15 protein-coding genes are annotated in these 14011 nt (G+C 66.8%); 10 read left to right on the top strand and 5 right to left on the bottom strand.

What is annotated here, in order from left to right:
* Positions 1–456: histidine phosphatase family protein (locus tag SCI24_RS18190; RefSeq protein WP_318726720.1), on the bottom strand; the 456-nt coding region annotated here is incomplete at its 3' end.
* A gap of 102 nt (positions 457–558) precedes the next feature.
* Between SCI24_RS18190 and phnD the strand changes: the two genes are divergently transcribed.
* The 5 genes from phnD to SCI24_RS18165 all read left to right on the top strand — a co-directional run bounded on the left by phnD (position 559) and on the right by SCI24_RS18165 (position 5246).
* On the top strand, positions 559–1563 hold the full coding sequence (gene phnD / locus SCI24_RS18185) for a phosphate/phosphite/phosphonate ABC transporter substrate-binding protein (protein WP_318726719.1): 1005 nt from the start codon (positions 559–561) through the stop codon (positions 1561–1563).
* An 84-nt stretch (positions 1564–1647) separates the two neighbouring features.
* On the top strand, positions 1648–2463 hold the full coding sequence (gene phnC / locus SCI24_RS18180) for a phosphonate ABC transporter ATP-binding protein (protein WP_318726718.1): 816 nt from the start codon (positions 1648–1650) through the stop codon (positions 2461–2463).
* A complete protein-coding gene (phnE, locus tag SCI24_RS18175) occupies positions 2450–3265 on the top strand; it encodes a phosphonate ABC transporter, permease protein PhnE (RefSeq protein ID WP_318726717.1) in 816 nt (271 codons plus the stop codon). The genes phnC and phnE (SCI24_RS18175) overlap by 14 nt, the downstream gene beginning before the upstream one ends.
* Entirely contained in the window at positions 3259–4068 is an 810-nt protein-coding gene (gene phnE, locus SCI24_RS18170) for a phosphonate ABC transporter, permease protein PhnE (protein ID WP_318726716.1), read from the top strand. Before phnE (SCI24_RS18175) ends, phnE (SCI24_RS18170) begins: the two co-directional genes overlap by 7 nt.
* Positions 4069–4181: 113 nt before the next feature.
* Positions 4182–5246, top strand: a complete 1065-nt coding sequence (locus SCI24_RS18165; protein WP_318726715.1) for an endonuclease/exonuclease/phosphatase family protein — start codon at positions 4182–4184, stop codon at positions 5244–5246.
* A 17-nt stretch (positions 5247–5263) separates the two neighbouring features.
* On the opposite strand, the gene SCI24_RS18160 is transcribed toward SCI24_RS18165, so the two are convergent.
* Positions 5264–6643, bottom strand: coding sequence for a class II fumarate hydratase (locus SCI24_RS18160; protein ID WP_318726714.1), 1380 nt, complete (start codon positions 6641–6643; stop codon positions 5264–5266).
* A gap of 442 nt (positions 6644–7085) precedes the next feature.
* On the opposite strand from SCI24_RS18160, the gene SCI24_RS18155 reads away from it, so the two are divergent.
* The 3 genes from SCI24_RS18155 (at position 7086) to ehuB (ending at position 9315) form a co-directional block, all read left to right on the top strand.
* Positions 7086–7454 (top strand): phasin family protein, encoded by a 369-nt coding sequence (locus tag SCI24_RS18155; protein WP_133637341.1) that lies wholly within the window; start codon positions 7086–7088, stop codon positions 7452–7454.
* 126 nt (positions 7455–7580) lie between these two features.
* Positions 7581–8135 carry a carboxypeptidase-like regulatory domain-containing protein gene (locus SCI24_RS18150; protein WP_318726713.1) on the top strand — a complete coding sequence of 185 codons (555 nt, stop codon included), beginning with the start codon at positions 7581–7583 and terminating at the stop codon, positions 8133–8135.
* A 301-nt stretch (positions 8136–8436) separates the two neighbouring features.
* Positions 8437–9315, top strand: coding sequence for an ectoine/hydroxyectoine ABC transporter substrate-binding protein EhuB (gene ehuB, locus SCI24_RS18145; RefSeq protein WP_318726712.1), 879 nt, complete (start codon positions 8437–8439; stop codon positions 9313–9315).
* Between the two features lie 13 nt (positions 9316–9328).
* Here the strand turns inward: ehuB and hda are convergent, their stop codons facing one another.
* A complete protein-coding gene (hda, locus tag SCI24_RS18140) occupies positions 9329–10030 on the bottom strand; it encodes a DnaA regulatory inactivator Hda (RefSeq protein WP_318726711.1) in 702 nt (233 codons plus the stop codon).
* Positions 10027–11106 carry an AI-2E family transporter gene (locus tag SCI24_RS18135; RefSeq protein ID WP_318726710.1) on the bottom strand — a complete coding sequence of 360 codons (1080 nt, stop codon included), beginning with the start codon at positions 11104–11106 and terminating at the stop codon, positions 10027–10029. The genes hda and SCI24_RS18135 overlap by 4 nt, the downstream gene beginning before the upstream one ends.
* 136 nt (positions 11107–11242) lie before the next feature.
* On the opposite strand from SCI24_RS18135, the gene purM reads away from it, so the two are divergent.
* Together purM and purN are read left to right on the top strand one after the other, a co-directional pair.
* Positions 11243–12316 carry a phosphoribosylformylglycinamidine cyclo-ligase gene (gene purM, locus SCI24_RS18130; RefSeq protein WP_318726709.1) on the top strand — a complete coding sequence of 358 codons (1074 nt, stop codon included), beginning with the start codon at positions 11243–11245 and terminating at the stop codon, positions 12314–12316.
* Positions 12313–13053, top strand: coding sequence for a phosphoribosylglycinamide formyltransferase (gene purN / locus SCI24_RS18125; protein ID WP_318726708.1), 741 nt, complete (start codon positions 12313–12315; stop codon positions 13051–13053). The genes purM and purN overlap by 4 nt, the downstream gene beginning before the upstream one ends.
* A gap of 137 nt (positions 13054–13190) precedes the next feature.
* Here purN and dcd read toward each other — a convergent pair whose 3' ends face one another.
* Positions 13191–13757 carry a dCTP deaminase gene (gene dcd, locus SCI24_RS18120; RefSeq protein ID WP_133637335.1) on the bottom strand — a complete coding sequence of 189 codons (567 nt, stop codon included), beginning with the start codon at positions 13755–13757 and terminating at the stop codon, positions 13191–13193.
* Positions 13758–14011 lie beyond the last annotated feature (254 nt).

Raw genomic sequence — 14011 nt, 5'->3', positions numbered from 1 at the left:
ATGGCGCTGCTCCAGGTGGTCGATGACCTCACGCATCCGCGCGGCCACCTCGGCCACGGCCTCGACGCCGGCATGGCGGTGTGCCGGGTCAAGGGCGTCCCGCGCCCAGACCTCGGCATAGCGCTCGTCTCCCTCACCCTCGAACACGCCGAAATGGCGTTCCCGCAGTCGCGTTTCGGCCTCGAGCCGCAGGCCGAAGTGCTGCGCGATGCGCGCTGCCGTCTCGGTGGTGCGAAGGAAGTCCGAATGCAGGATCCGGGCGGGCGCTGCCCAGCGCCAGTCGGCCAGCAGCCCATCGAGTTGCTCCAGGCCCCGGGACGAGAGGCCGTAGCCGGCCAGCCCACGTTCCGGTGAGCTGATGATCAAGCCTAGCTGGTTGGCCTGGCTGTGACCGTGGCGCATCAGCAGGTAGCGGTTATGCCACTGGCCTGGCACGGCGGGGAAAGTGTTTGACATGGTTTTGTCACGAACCCTAGATTGGAAGGAGTTATTCGGAATCGATCATCGACATGTCGAGATCCGAACGCCCTGCACAACAATAATCTCACGAGGCACGCCATGATCCACCATACCCTGCGGTCCCGGAAGCACCCGCTCGCCACGCTGGCCCTCTCCTCGCTGCTGCCCCTCGCCCTGCTGGCCGCCACCCAGGCCCAGGCTCAGGAGGACTGCGAGCGTGGCGCCCTGGATGACATCTACTGCGACGAGAACGGCGACATGGTCGCCGACCGCCCGGCCGACGAATCCCAGTGGGCCGACCCCGACACCCTGATCTTCGCCTATACCCCGGTCGAGGATCCGGCGATCTATTCCGACATCTGGCAGCCGTTCATCGAGCACCTCGAGGAAGTGACCGGAAAGGACGTGCGCTTCTTCGCCGTGCAATCCAACTCGGCACAGGTCGAGGCCATGCGCAGCGGCCGCCTGCACATCGCCGGCTTCTCCACCGGCCCGACGCCCTTCGCCGTCAACCTGGCGGGTGCCGTGCCCTTCGCGCTGATGGGCTCGGATGATGGACGCTTCGGTTACACCCTCCAGCTCTATACGCATGTCGATTCCGGCATCGACGAGATGGCCGACCTCAAGGGCAAGCGGGTCGCCCACACCTCGCCCACCTCCAACTCCGGCAACCAGGCGCCGCGCGCCCTGTTCCCGGAAGAGGGCATCGTCCCCGGCGAGGACTACGAGGTGATCTACTCGGGCAGCCACGACCAGTCCATGCTCGGCGTGGTGGCCCAGGACTATGACGCCGCCCCGGTGGCCTCGGAGGTCGTCGAGCGCATGGCGGCGCGCGGCCTCTATGACCCGGAAGACGTCAAGATCATCTACGAGTCCGACAGCTTCCCGACCACCTCCTACAACTACGCCTATAACCTGCACCCGGCCCTGGTCGAGAAGATCGAGGAGGCCTTCTTCAGCTTCGAGTTCGCCGGCACCGAACTGGGCGAGGAGTTCGAGGGGGTCGAGAAGTTCATCCCCATCAACTATAAGGACAACTGGAAGGTCATCCGCACCATCCAGAGTGCCAACGGGGTCGAGTACACCCCCGACAACCTCCAGTAATCCACGCCTGACAGCACGACGCCGGCCTTCGCGGGAAGGCCGGCGTCGCTGTCTCGTTGACCCTACGCCCGCCTGGACCCGCCGATGCTAGAGATATCCAACCTGATCAAGCGCTACGGGCACGACGAGCCCGTGCTCAAGGGGCTCGACCTCGCCGTGGAGGACAACAGCGTGGTGGCCATCGTCGGTGCCTCGGGCGCCGGCAAGAGCACCATGCTGCGTTGCATCAACCGCCTCGTGGAACCCACTTCAGGGTCGATCAAGCTCAACGGCACCGAACTCGTCAACCTCCGGCACCGTGACCTGCGCCGTGCCCGACGCAAGATCGGCATGGTCTTCCAGGGCTTCAACCTGATCGACCGCCTCACCGTGATGGAGAACGTGCTGGCCGGCCGGCTCGGCTACGTCAGCCTTTTCCAGGCCATTACCCGCCGTTATCCGGCGGCGGACATCGAGCGCGCCTTCGTGCTGATGGAGCGGGTGGGCATCGCCCACTATGCCAACAAGCGCGCCGACGAGCTCTCCGGTGGCGAGCGCCAGCGGGTCGGCGTGGTGCGTGCGCTGATGCAGGAACCCGAGGTGCTGCTGGCGGACGAACCCACGGCCTCGCTGGACCCGCGCACCTCCGAGCAGATCATGGTGCTGCTGCAGAGCCTGGCCAGCGAACTGTCGCTGCCGGTGCTGATCAACATTCACAACGTGGCCCAGGCCAGGACCTATACCGACCGCATCGTCGGGCTGCGCCATGGCACCATGATCTTCGATGGCACCCCCGCCGACTTCGACAAGGAAGCCCTGGACGCCATCTACGGCGGCATCGAGTCGCCGGAGGATGAGACCGCCACCCCGCAGGCTGAAGAAGGAAAGGCTGAACGGGAGACCCGCCATGACCCGACCTGACACCAGCGGGGCAACGACGCCGCGGACCTGGCGCAAGCCGCCCTTCATCGCCAACCCCCTCCTGCGCTATGGCCTGCTGGCGGTGGTGGCCGTCTACCTGGTGTGGGCCTTCGCCACCCTGCCCTTCAACTGGGAGCGCATCAGCGAAGGGCTGCCCCGGGCCGCGCGGATCTTCGGCGGCGGCTTCCCGCCGAACTTTTCGCGCTTCGACCTGCTGCTGACCGGCTTCACGGAGAGCCTGCAGATCGCCATCCTGGCCACCCTGCTCGGGGTGCTGCTGTCGATTCCCTTCGCGGTGATGGCGGCGCGCAACATCGCGCCGCTGCCCGTCTACCTGCTGGGGCGCGCGGTCATCATCGTCTCGCGCAGCTTCCATCCGGTGATCGTCGCCATCCTCTTCGTCGCCGCGGTGGGCTTCGGTCCCCTGGCCGGCATCCTGACCCTGACCCTCTACTCCATCGGCTTCGTCGGCAAGCTACTCGCCGAGGAGATCGAGGAGATCGACTGGGGCCAGGTGGAGGCCATGCGCGCCACGGGCGCCGGCTATCTGGCCACGCTCTACTATGCGGTCTTCCCGCAGATCCTGCCGCGCCAGGTGGGGCTCTCCATGTACCAGCTCGACAGCAACCTGCGCGCCTCCGCGGTGGTGGGGATCGTTGGCGCGGGAGGGATCGGCAGCACCCTGATGAACGCCTTCGGGCGCTACGACTATGACTTTGCCTTCGCCATCCTGCTGGTGATCATCGCGGTGATCCTGCTCAGCGAAGGCGTGAGCGGCTGGGTGAGGAAGAAGATATGGTAGAGGACGCCGACCTGCTGGCCGATCGCATCTGGCGACGCCACAACCCCCGGGAGCAGCTCATCCGTTACGCCGTGATGCTTGTGACGCTGATGCTGGTGGTCTGGGCGGTGCGCGACATCGACATCTTCTGGCCCTGGGTATGGGATGCCCCCAACCAGATCTCGAGCCTGGGGGCACGCATGTGGCCGCCTGACCCGAGCCGCCTGGGCGAGATCGTCAATGCCATGATCGAGACCGTGCATATCGCCACGCTCGCCACCATGCTGACCATCTTCATCGCCCTGCCGGTCTCCTACATCGCCGCCCAGAACACCACCCCCAACCGCGCCTGCCTGTGGCTGGGGCGCTTCATCCTGGTCTCGAGCCGCTCGGTAAACACCATCATCTGGGCGCTGCTGTTCGTGGCGATCTTCGGGCCGGGCGTGCTGGCCGGGATACTGGCCATCATGTTCCGCTCGGTGGGCTTCATCGGCAAGCTGATGGGCGAGGCCATCGAGGAGATCGACCGTCGCCCGGTGGAGGCCATGGAAGCGACCGGCGCTTCCAAGGCGAAGGTGATCGCCTATGCCGTCGTGCCCCAGGTGATGCCGGCCTTCTTTGCCATCGTCATCCTGCGCTGGGACATCAACATCCGCGAGTCCACGGTGCTGGGGCTGGTCGGGGCCGGCGGCATCGGCGTGATCCTGCAGGGTTCCATCGACACCTTCGCCTGGCAGACGGTGGCCACCATCCTGATCGCCATCATCGTGCTGGTGCTGATCGGCGAGGCAGTCACCGGCCTGCTGCGCCGCAAGGCGCTCTAGACTTTCACGACCCTACATTCACGACAAGCCATTCACTGCCAGGCATTCACGACCGGTGCCGTCCGGCGTAGGCTGGGAGCGGGACGTCACCGAGACCACAGGGAGGTCATGTCGTGTTTTCCATCCTGCTTGCGGTGGTCGCCATCGTGTTGCTGGCGGCCACCCTGGTGGCCCGATCGCCGCTGACCTGGTGGTGGATCCGTGCCTGCGAGTTTCCCCGCCTGCAGCTCGCTGCCCTGGCGGCGGTGACTGCCCTGCTTTCCCTGCTGGCCACCCCGCCCTGGTCCTGGGTGGCCCTGGGGGCGAGCCTAATCACCCTTGCCCTGCAGATAGCCCGCATCCTGCCCTGGACGCCGTTGTGGCCGGTGCAGGTCCAGCGCACGGAGCCGGGACAGGAGAACCGCTGCCTGACGCTGCTCATCGCCAACGTGCTCACGCCCAACCGCAACGCCGAGACACTGACCCGGCTGATCCACGAGCACCGGCCCGACCTGGTCCTGACCCTGGAGTCCGATGCCTGGTGGCAGACGCAGCTCGACACGGCCCTGAACGAGGAGTGGCCCCATGCGGTGCGGGTGCCGCTGGACAACCTCTACGGCATGCACCTCTATGCCCGGCGGCCGCTGGTCGACCCCGAGGTCCAGTGGCTGATCCAGGACGACATCCCCTCGATCCATACCGGCGTCACCCTGCCAAGCGGCGAGGTCGTGCGCCTGCATGCCGTGCATCCCCGCCCGCCGGCCCCCAACGAGAGCGAGGAGTCGCTGTGGCGGGATGCAGAGCTGCTGCTGGTGGGCAAGGCGATCCACGAGGACCCGGTGCCCACCCTGGTGGCCGGCGACCTCAACGACGTGGCCTGGTCGCGCACCACCCGGCTCTTCTGCCGGGTGAGTGGCATGCTCGATCCGCGACGCGGGCGCGGCATGTTCAGCACCTTCCACGCCAGCTACCCGCTGCTGCGCTGGCCGCTGGATCATGTCTTCGTAAGCGAGCACTTCACCCTCAAGGCCATGCGGCGCCTGCCGCACATCGGCTCGGACCACTTCCCGATGCTGGCCACCCTCTGCTATCGCCCCTCCCGTGCCGACGAGCACGAGACGCCCGAGGCCGACCGGGAGGAGCACCGCGACGCCCGGGAGACCATCGAGGAGGGCAAGGAGCGCGACCAGCCTGAGTGAGCGCACCTGAGTCAGCGCTACTCGGGCACGCCGCCTCGCGTCAGGGCGGCGGGATCGAGGAGCCGTTCGAGCTCCGCGCGAGACAGGTCGGTCTGCTCCTCGGCCACCTCGATGATCGGCCGCCCCGCCTGGTAGGCATGCTTGGCGATGGCCGCCGCGGCGTCGTAGCCGATCACCGAGTTCAGCGCCGTGACCAGGATGGGGTTACGCGCCAGCGGCCCCTCGAGGTTGTCATGGCACACCTTGAAGGTGGCGATGGCACGATCCGCCAGCAGCCGGGTGGTTTGGGTCATCAGGGAGATCGAGGTCAGCAGGTTGTTGGCCACCAGCGGCAGCATGACGTTGAGCTGAAAGTTGCCGCTCTGCCCGGCCACCGTCACCGCCATGTCGAGCCCGATCACCTGGGCGGCGGCCTGGGCCGCCGACTCGGGGATCACCGGATTGACCTTGCCGGGCATGATCGAGCTGCCGGGCTGCAGGGCCTCGAGCTCGATCTCGCCGAGCCCCGCCAGGGGCCCCGAGTTCATCCAGCGCAGGTCGTTGGCAATCTTCATTACCACGCACGCCAGACCCCTGAGCTGACCGGAGAGCTCCACCGCCGCATCCTGGGAGGAGAGGCTCGCGAAGAAGCTGTCGTTTGGCGAGAACGAAAGCCCCGTCTGCTCGCTCAGGTCGCGCGCCATGCGCTCGGCGAACTCGGGATGGGCATTGACCCCGGTGCCCACCGCCGTGCCGCCCTGGGCCAGGCGACAGAGCCGCACCAGGGCGCTGTCCAGGCGCTCGATGGCCTGGCCCACCTGGCTCGACCAGCCCCCCAGCTCCTGGCTCATGCGCAGCGGCATGGCGTCCATCAGGTGGGTACGCCCGGTCTTGACCACGTCGTCCAGCTCCGCGGCGCGCGTGTCGATGGTCTCGCGCAGGTGCTCGAGCGCCGGACGCAGCTGGCTGGTCACCGCCAGCGCGGCGGACACATGGATCGCGGTGGGAATCACATCGTTGCTCGACTGCCCCATGTTGACGTGGTCGTTGGCGCCGACTTCCACCCCGTCGCGACTGGCTCGCCTGGCGATCACCTCGTTGACGTTCATGTTGCTTGAGGTGCCGGAGCCGGTCTGGAAGACATCCACCGGGAACTGGTCGTCGAGATGTCCCGCGAGGATCGCCTCGGCGGCAGCGACGATCTCGCGGGAGCGCGCCTCGTCGAGGAGCCCCAGCTCGCGGTTGACCCGGGCCGCCGCCAGCTTGATCCGGGCGATGGCGTGGATGAAGGCCGTGGGCATCGGCTGGCCAGAGACCGGGAAGTTGTTGACGGCCCGCTGGGTCTGGGCGCCGTAGAGGGCCTCCCTCGGCACCTCCAGCTCGCCCATGCTGTCGCGCTCGATGCGGTGGTCGCTCATATCCGGCTCCTCCTGTTCGGGATAGATGGTGCTTCCCTCAACATGGTGTCCCGCGGACGCCCTTGCAAGAGAGCCCCACCATCGAATGGAAGTCCATCGCAGATCACATCATTGCTCGGACCTAATCCGTCAGCAGGCCTGCGAGGAGGCACTGTAAACCCCTCCCTGGGCGCTACCGACGCCCTGCTTCGCTCTCGCGTCCCGCTCCGCTTGCAGGACCGGTGCTGGCCATCCATGGCCAGCCCGTTCGAAGCAGTGCTTCTCACCCCTGGCGTAGGACCTCCTCTTCGGCCTGCTCCCGGCGGTCCTCGCGCGGTGCAACTTCAATAAATGTTGCACTGCACAACCGCTCTGCTATTGTGCATCGCAACAGAGACGAAGAAGGCATCGGCAGACCGCCAGGGCCTTCGAAATGATCCGAAATCCCCGGGAGGGACTCACGATGCAAAACTTCGACACCAAGCAGTTCACCGAACAGTTCGAATCCATGTTCTTCGGCCCGGCACGCGCCTACGCTGCCCTGTCCGTGGACTACACCGAGAAGCTGGTCAACGCCCAGCTGGACGCCGGCAAGGCCTATACCGACACTGGCCTGGCGCAGCTGCGCAGCCTGATGAACGTGAAGGATGCCGAAGGCCTGCGCACCTACATGGAAGGCCAGCAGAAGGTCGCCAAGGACCTGACCGAGCGCCTGAAGGGCGACGCCGAGAAGGTCGTCTCCCTGCAGCAGGATTTCGTCCAGCAGAGCCAGAAGCTGACCGAAGACAACGTCAAGCAGGCCACCGAGACTGCCACCAAGGCAGCCAAGTAAGCCTGACGGCGCCGGCCCTGCCGGCGCTTGATTGATCGTACAGGAGGGCCGCCGATCGATGATCAGCGGCCCTTTTGCGTTATGCTCACCGGGCACGGGGCTTCGTCACCATCCGGGAGAGCGCAGATGAAACATTGGATCCTTCCCGCCCTGCTGGGGCTATCGCTTGCCGGCTGCCAGATCATCGAGCCGCGCTACCCTGCCGGCGAGCGTGAGCGCGTCGAGGTGATCGAGCGCGGCATGGAGGCGCCGCGAGAGACCGAACGGGCCGAGCGTCCTGATACCACCGGGCGCGTCGCCCGCCAGGTGGCCTTCCCCGCCGAGGAGTATGCCGCCCTGGAGAAGAGCGGCAGCGCGGTGATCAGCGGACGCCTGCTGCTGGGCGGGCGCCCGGTGGCCAATCGCCCCGTCTCGGCCGCCCCGGTGACCACCTACTCCGCCGAGGCCGCGGAACAGGCCCTGGCGGGCCGCGCCGTGGAACCCGCCGACCCCCGGGCCCGCGCGTACACCCACACCACCCGCACCGACGCCAATGGCTACTTCCGCCTCGATGGCCTGCCTGCCGGCGAGTTCTATGTCTCGGGCAGCGGACAGGACCCGTCCAGCGGCGAGACCCGGGTGGTCATCCGCCAGGTACGCCTCGGCAACGGGCAGTCCCGCAGCGTCGAGCTCAGCCGATGAGTCTCCTGCCACTGGCGACATGAGACATACCCGCCACCTGTAAGACATCGCCGACAGTCGTTGTACGAGGTCTGCGACAGAGACCGTCGGCGGCCCGCGCCCTTTCAACGACACTTCTACGCTGAATGAGCCGCCACCAAGAAATGGCGGAGCTGACACCATGAGGGTGTCGAGGCACCGACGCCACGGATCATGGCCCAACACACATCGCTCCGACCCGGCGGCGGCGGCGCCACGGCCGATACCCGGGTGCTCCATGACGCCGCGGGAGGCGGAACGAGGATACGCGGGGCTAACAACCATGACACCTAACACGCTTTCATCGAGCAGAGCTTCCCTGCTGACGGGCGCTCTCGCCACCCTGCTGGCCATTCCCGGACTGCAGGCCGACACCCTTGAGGAGATCCAGCAGCGCGGCGTGATCCGCATCGCCGTCGCCAACGAGAAGCCCTATGGCTACCTGAACGAAGAAGGCGAGGCGCTCGGCGTCGGCCCGGAGGTCGCTCGGCGGATCCTGAAGGATCTCGGCATCGAGGAGATCGAATGGGTCGAGACCGAATTCAAGAACCTTATCCCGGGGCTGGAAGTCGGTCGCTTCGACATGGCCGCGGCAGAGATGGCCATCCTGCCTGAACGCTGTGCCCGAGTACTCTTCTCGGACCCCAACACCTCCTATGGCGAAGGGCTACTGGTGCTGGCCTCCAACCCCAACCGCATTCGTTCCTACGAGGACTTCGTCGAACGTCCCGACACCATCCGCGTCGCGGTCCAGGAGGGCACGGTCACCCAGGAGATGTTCGAGGCCCTGGGGGTCGATGCGGACCGGATCGTCACCGTGGAACGACTCCCGCAGGCCGTCGAGGCCATCGTCCGTGGCAGGGCCGATGCCTTCGCCGCCACCGGGATGACGGTCGCGTCCCTGGAGCAGACGAGCCCGCAGGTGGAAGCGGAATTCGACTTCACCGACCCGGTGATCGACGGTCGCGAGGTTCGCTACTTCGGCGGCTTCGCCTTCCCCCTGGATGCCGAGGACCTGCGGGACGCGGTGAACGAGGAATTGAAGGGAGAGAGGCGCAACGGGGACTGGCAACAGACACTGACGCGCTACGGCTTCCTGCAGAAGGACGTCCTCTACTCCTACCGTTTCACTGCCGAGCAGATCTGCGACGGGGCGGGCTAGATCCAGCAACCTTCTACCAGCCCAGCGCCTGCTTGACGAAGGGAATGGTCAGCTTGCGCTGGGCGGAGAGCGAGGCGCGATCCAGCGCCTCCAGGGTCTGGAAGAGCGCATCCAGGCGTCGCGGACCGCGGTGAAGGATGTAGCGGGCCACCTCGTCCGGCAACTGCATGCCTCGCCCCCGCGCGCGCAGCTGCAGCGCCGCCAGGCGCCCGGTGTCATCGAGCCCCTGCAGGTGGAAGGTCATCCCCCAGGTGAGTCGCGAGGCCAGGTCGGGGAGCTTGACCGGCAACTGGCGTGGCGGCGCCTCGGCGGCGATCACCAGGCGCTTGCCGGCATCCCGCAGGCGATTGAAGGCGTGGAACAGGGCCTCCTCCCAGCGCTTGCGTCCCACCACGCGCTCGAGATCATCGATCGCCACCAGGTCGAGGCGCTCGATCTCCTCGAGCATCAGCGGCGGGAAGTGGCCAAGCTCCGCCAGCGGCAGGTACAGCGCCCGGCGATCCCGGTCGGAGGCCGCATGGCAGGCGGCCTGCAGCAGGTGGCTGCGCCCGGTACCGGAGGCGCCCCAGACATAGAGGAAGGGCTCGCCGCCGTCGTCGAACTGGCGCGCAAGCCGGTCGACAAGGGTCGCATTGAGTCCGGGGTGGAAGTTGGCGAAGGTGGCGTCGTCGCGCAGCCCCACGCCCAGCGGCAACTGCGCGGGTGCTCGACTCATGGCGACTCCTCGTCGTGGATACGTTGGCGTCCGGCGTCGTATAGCGTGCTGTTTTTATAGTGCTCGTGGAGATAACGCAACACCACCATCACCACGGCGGCCACGGGCAGCGCCAGCAGCACCCCGGTGAAGCCGAACAGTTGCCCGCCGGCCAGCACGGCGAAGATCACCGCCACCGGATGCAGGCCGATCTTGTCACCGAGCAGCTTGGGCTGGAGCACCACGCTCTCGACCAGCTGGCCGAAACCGAACACCGCCGCGACGCCGAGCAGGATCAGCCAGTCGCCGAACTGGAAGAAGGCCACCACGCCGGCCACGGAGATGCCGACGATCACCCCGAGATAGGGCACGATGCTGGCCAGCCCCGCGAGCATGCCGATCAGCAGGCCGAAGCGCACGCCGAGCAGGGTCAGCCCCACCGCATAGATCACCCCCAGGCAGAGCATGACGATCAGCTGGCCACGCAGGAAGGACGACAGCACCTCGTCGCATTCGCCAGCGAGTCGCACTGCGGCGGGCTCCCAGCTACGAGGCAACGAGCCGCGCAGCTTGGCGACCAGGATGTCCCAGTCCAGCAGCAGGTAGAAGGTCACCACCGGGATCAGCGCCAGGTTGCCGATCCAGGCGACCAACGCCAGACCGGAACGCGAGGCCTGGGCCAGCAGGCTGGCGGCGAAGGTCCCGGTCTCCTTCCAGTTGTCGACAACCGCCTGGCGCATTTGGTCGATATCGGTGGAAAGATCCATGCCGGTGAGCGACTGGATGCGCGGCACCACGGTCTGCTGGGTCCAGTTGAGCACCGCCGGCAGGGATTCGATCAGCTGGCCGAGCTGTCGGCCCAGTATCGGCACCACCAGCAGCAGGGTGAGCACGATGGCAAGCGAAAGCAGCAGGAAGACCAGCGAGACCGCCAGGCGCCGCGAGAGACCGTGTGCTTCGAGGCGGTCAGCCAGGGGGTCGCCCAGGTAGGCCAGGATCATGCTGACGAAGAAGGGCATCAGCACCGGCTCGATGCTGACCAGGAACCACAGCCCCACTGCCGCCACCGCGGCCACCACCCACCACTGCCTGCGCATCGCTTCCTCCCTGTGTCGGCGCGGCCGGCGGGCTGCCAGCCGCGCGCCGTGATGCTACAATTCGCACTCCTCAGCTGACCGTTGCGCGTCGCCCTGCGACAGGCATCGCGACCGCCATTCTCATACAGGAAGCGACATGACCGACTCCACCCATCGCCCGACCGGGGCATCGCTCAGTTACAAGGACGCCGGTGTCGACATCGATGCCGGCAATGCCCTGGTCGACCGCATCAAGGGCGTCGCCAAACGCACAACCCGCCCCGAGGTGATGGGCGGCCTGGGCGGTTTCGGCGCCCTGTGCGAGCTGCCGGCCGGCTACCGGGAGCCGGTGCTGGTCTCCGGCACCGACGGCGTCGGCACCAAGCTGCGCCTGGCCATGGACCTCGGCCGCCATGACACCATCGGCATCGACCTGGTGGCCATGTGCGTCAATGACCTGGTGGTGGCCGGCGCCGAGCCGCTGTTCTTCCTCGACTACTATGCCACGGGCAAGCTGGACGTGGATATCGCCACCGACGTGGTGACCGGCATCGGCGAGGGCTGCGAGCAGGCCGGCTGTGCCCTGGTGGGCGGCGAGACCGCCGAGATGCCCGGCATGTACGAGGGCAGCGACTACGACCTCGCCGGCTTCTGCGTCGGCGTGGTGGAGAAGTCCGAGATCCTCGACGGCAAGAAGGTCGGCGAGGGTGACGTGTTGCTCGGATTGGCCTCCTCCGGCCCCCACTCCAACGGCTACTCGCTGATCCGCAAGATCCTCGAGGTCAGCGAGTCTGCCCTGGACACCGCCATCGACGGCCGGCCGCTGGGCGAGGCACTGCTCGCGCCCACGCGCATCTATGTCAAGCCGCTGCTCTCCCTGCTCAAGGAGACCGACATCCCGGTGCATGCCCTGTCGCATATCACCGGTGGCGGCCTCACCGAGAACATCCCCCGCGTGCTGCCCGAGACCCTGGCGGCACGTATCGATGCGTCCAGCTGGACGCGTCCGGCCGTCTTCGACTGGCTCCAGCAGCAGGGCAACGTCGAGGAGCAGGAGATGCACCGGGTGCTCAACTGCGGCATCGGCATGGTGATCGTGGTCCCCGCGGAGAAGGCCGACCAGGCCCGTGCCCACCTGCAGGCCCAGGGCGAGACGGTCCATCGCATCGGCGAGATCACCGCCCGGGGCGACGCCGAGGAGCAGGTCCAGCTGGAGAACCTCGAAGGATGAGCGGGACCGACTACCAGAGCGATACCCTGAATACCTTCACCCCCGAGCCCAGCGAGGCGCGTCGGGTGGTGGTGCTGATCTCCGGCAGCGGCAGCAACCTCCAGGCGCTGATCGATGCCCAGAGCCATGACGCCCTGGGCGGCGAGATCGTCGCGGTGATCGCCAATCAACCGGATGCCTACGGCCTCAAGCGGGCCAGGGATGCCGGTATCGACGCCGTCGCCCTTCCCCATCGCGAGTACGACAGCCGCGACGCCTACGACGGCGCCCTGATCAAGGTCATCGAGCGCCACGAGCCCGACCTGATCGTGCTGGCCGGCTTCATGCGCATTCTCACCCCACGCTTTGTCAACCGCTTCCTGGGGCGGATGCTCAACATCCACCCCTCGCTCCTCCCCGACTACCAGGGCCTGCATACCCATGCCCGCGCGCTGGCCGATGGCGTGGCCGCGCACGGCTGCAGCGTGCACTTCGTCACCGAGGAGCTGGATGGCGGACCGGTCGCCCTCCAGGCCGAGGTGGCCGTCGCCGAGGACGACACGGAAGAGAGTCTCCAGGCCAAGGTGCAGGCCCGGGAGCACCTGATCTATCCGATCGCCGTGCGCTGGTTCCTGGAGGGGCGCCTGCAGCTGAAGGGCGACAGCGCCACCATGGACGGCGTCGCCCTGCCGCCTACCGGCATGCGGCTCTCCCATGCCGATGCCGCCGAGGAGCTGGACGAGGACGTCGAGGAGTAAGCGGCCAAGCGGCCAAGCTGCCAAGCTGCCAAGCTGCCAAGCTGCCGGCAGCGTCTGATGATCTCGTGCAAAAGCAAACCCCGAAGGTCTCGGCCTTCGGGGTTTGCTTGTAGCTCGGCGCTTTCAGCTCGGCGCTATCACGTGCGCGGCAGGGTCACGCCGCGCTGCCCCATGTACTTGCCGCCGCGGTCCTTGTAGGAGGTCTCGCAGACCTCGTCGGACTCCAGGAACAGCATCTGCGCTACGCCCTCGTTGGCGTAGATGCGCGCCGGCAGGTTGGTGGTGTTGGAGAACTCCAGGGTCACGTGCCCTTCCCACTCGGGTTCCAGCGGGGTGACGTTGACGATGATGCCGCAACGGGCATAGGTCGACTTGCCCAGGCAGATGGTCAGCACGCTGCGCGGGATACGGAAGTACTCCACGGTGCGCGCCAGGGCGAAGGAGTTGGGAGGAATCACACAGACATCCCCCTTGATGTCGACGAAGCTCTTCTCGTCGAAGCCCTTGGGGTCCACCACCGCGGAGTGGATGTTGGTGAACACCTTGAACTCGTCGGCGCAGCGCACGTCGTAGCCGTAACTGGACGTCCCGTAGGAGATCACCCGACGCTCGTTCTCGTAGCGTACCTGGTCGGGCTCGAAAGGCTCGATCATGCCTTCCCGCTCGGCCATGCGGCGTATCCACTTGTCGGCTTTGATGCTCATCGAAACGTCCTGAACTGTGTCTGGGGAAACGGCGAAAGAAAACCGGGGCCACATCATAGCGGCCCCGGCGGGGAAGGTCACGGGAGTAGCCCTCTCACTCAGGGCGAATGCAAAGGGATCTATCACTCGAGTCTATCCCGGCGACAAGCCTGCAAGGAGGCGCTGTGAACCCGTCCATGGGCGCTACCGACGCCCTGCTTCGCTCTCGCGTCCCGCTCCGCTTGCAGGACCGGTGCTGGCCATCCATGGCCAGC

The sequence above is a fragment of the Halomonas sp. genome (genome assembly GCF_033549285.1).
GTDB lineage: Bacteria > Pseudomonadota > Gammaproteobacteria > Pseudomonadales > Halomonadaceae > Halomonas.
This window is presented reverse-complemented; position numbering and strand designations above follow the sequence as displayed.

Coding starts and splice junctions, on each gene's coding strand:
- phnD (WP_318726719.1), top strand. CDS start 559: ATGATCCACCATACCCTGCGGTCCCGGAAGCACCCGCTCGCCACGCTG.
- phnC (WP_318726718.1), top strand. CDS start 1,648: ATGCTAGAGATATCCAACCTGATCAAGCGCTACGGGCACGACGAGCCC.
- phnE (WP_318726717.1), top strand. CDS start 2,450: ATGACCCGACCTGACACCAGCGGGGCAACGACGCCGCGGACCTGGCGC.
- phnE (WP_318726716.1), top strand. CDS start 3,259: ATGGTAGAGGACGCCGACCTGCTGGCCGATCGCATCTGGCGACGCCAC.
- SCI24_RS18160 (WP_318726714.1), bottom strand. CDS start 6,643: ATGAGCGACCACCGCATCGAGCGCGACAGCATGGGCGAGCTGGAGGTG.
- SCI24_RS18155 (WP_133637341.1), top strand. CDS start 7,086: ATGCAAAACTTCGACACCAAGCAGTTCACCGAACAGTTCGAATCCATG.
- SCI24_RS18150 (WP_318726713.1), top strand. CDS start 7,581: ATGAAACATTGGATCCTTCCCGCCCTGCTGGGGCTATCGCTTGCCGGC.
- ehuB (WP_318726712.1), top strand. CDS start 8,437: ATGACACCTAACACGCTTTCATCGAGCAGAGCTTCCCTGCTGACGGGC.
- hda (WP_318726711.1), bottom strand. CDS start 10,030: ATGAGTCGAGCACCCGCGCAGTTGCCGCTGGGCGTGGGGCTGCGCGAC.
- SCI24_RS18135 (WP_318726710.1), bottom strand. CDS start 11,106: ATGCGCAGGCAGTGGTGGGTGGTGGCCGCGGTGGCGGCAGTGGGGCTG.
- purM (WP_318726709.1), top strand. CDS start 11,243: ATGACCGACTCCACCCATCGCCCGACCGGGGCATCGCTCAGTTACAAG.
- purN (WP_318726708.1), top strand. CDS start 12,313: ATGAGCGGGACCGACTACCAGAGCGATACCCTGAATACCTTCACCCCC.
- dcd (WP_133637335.1), bottom strand. CDS start 13,757: ATGAGCATCAAAGCCGACAAGTGGATACGCCGCATGGCCGAGCGGGAA.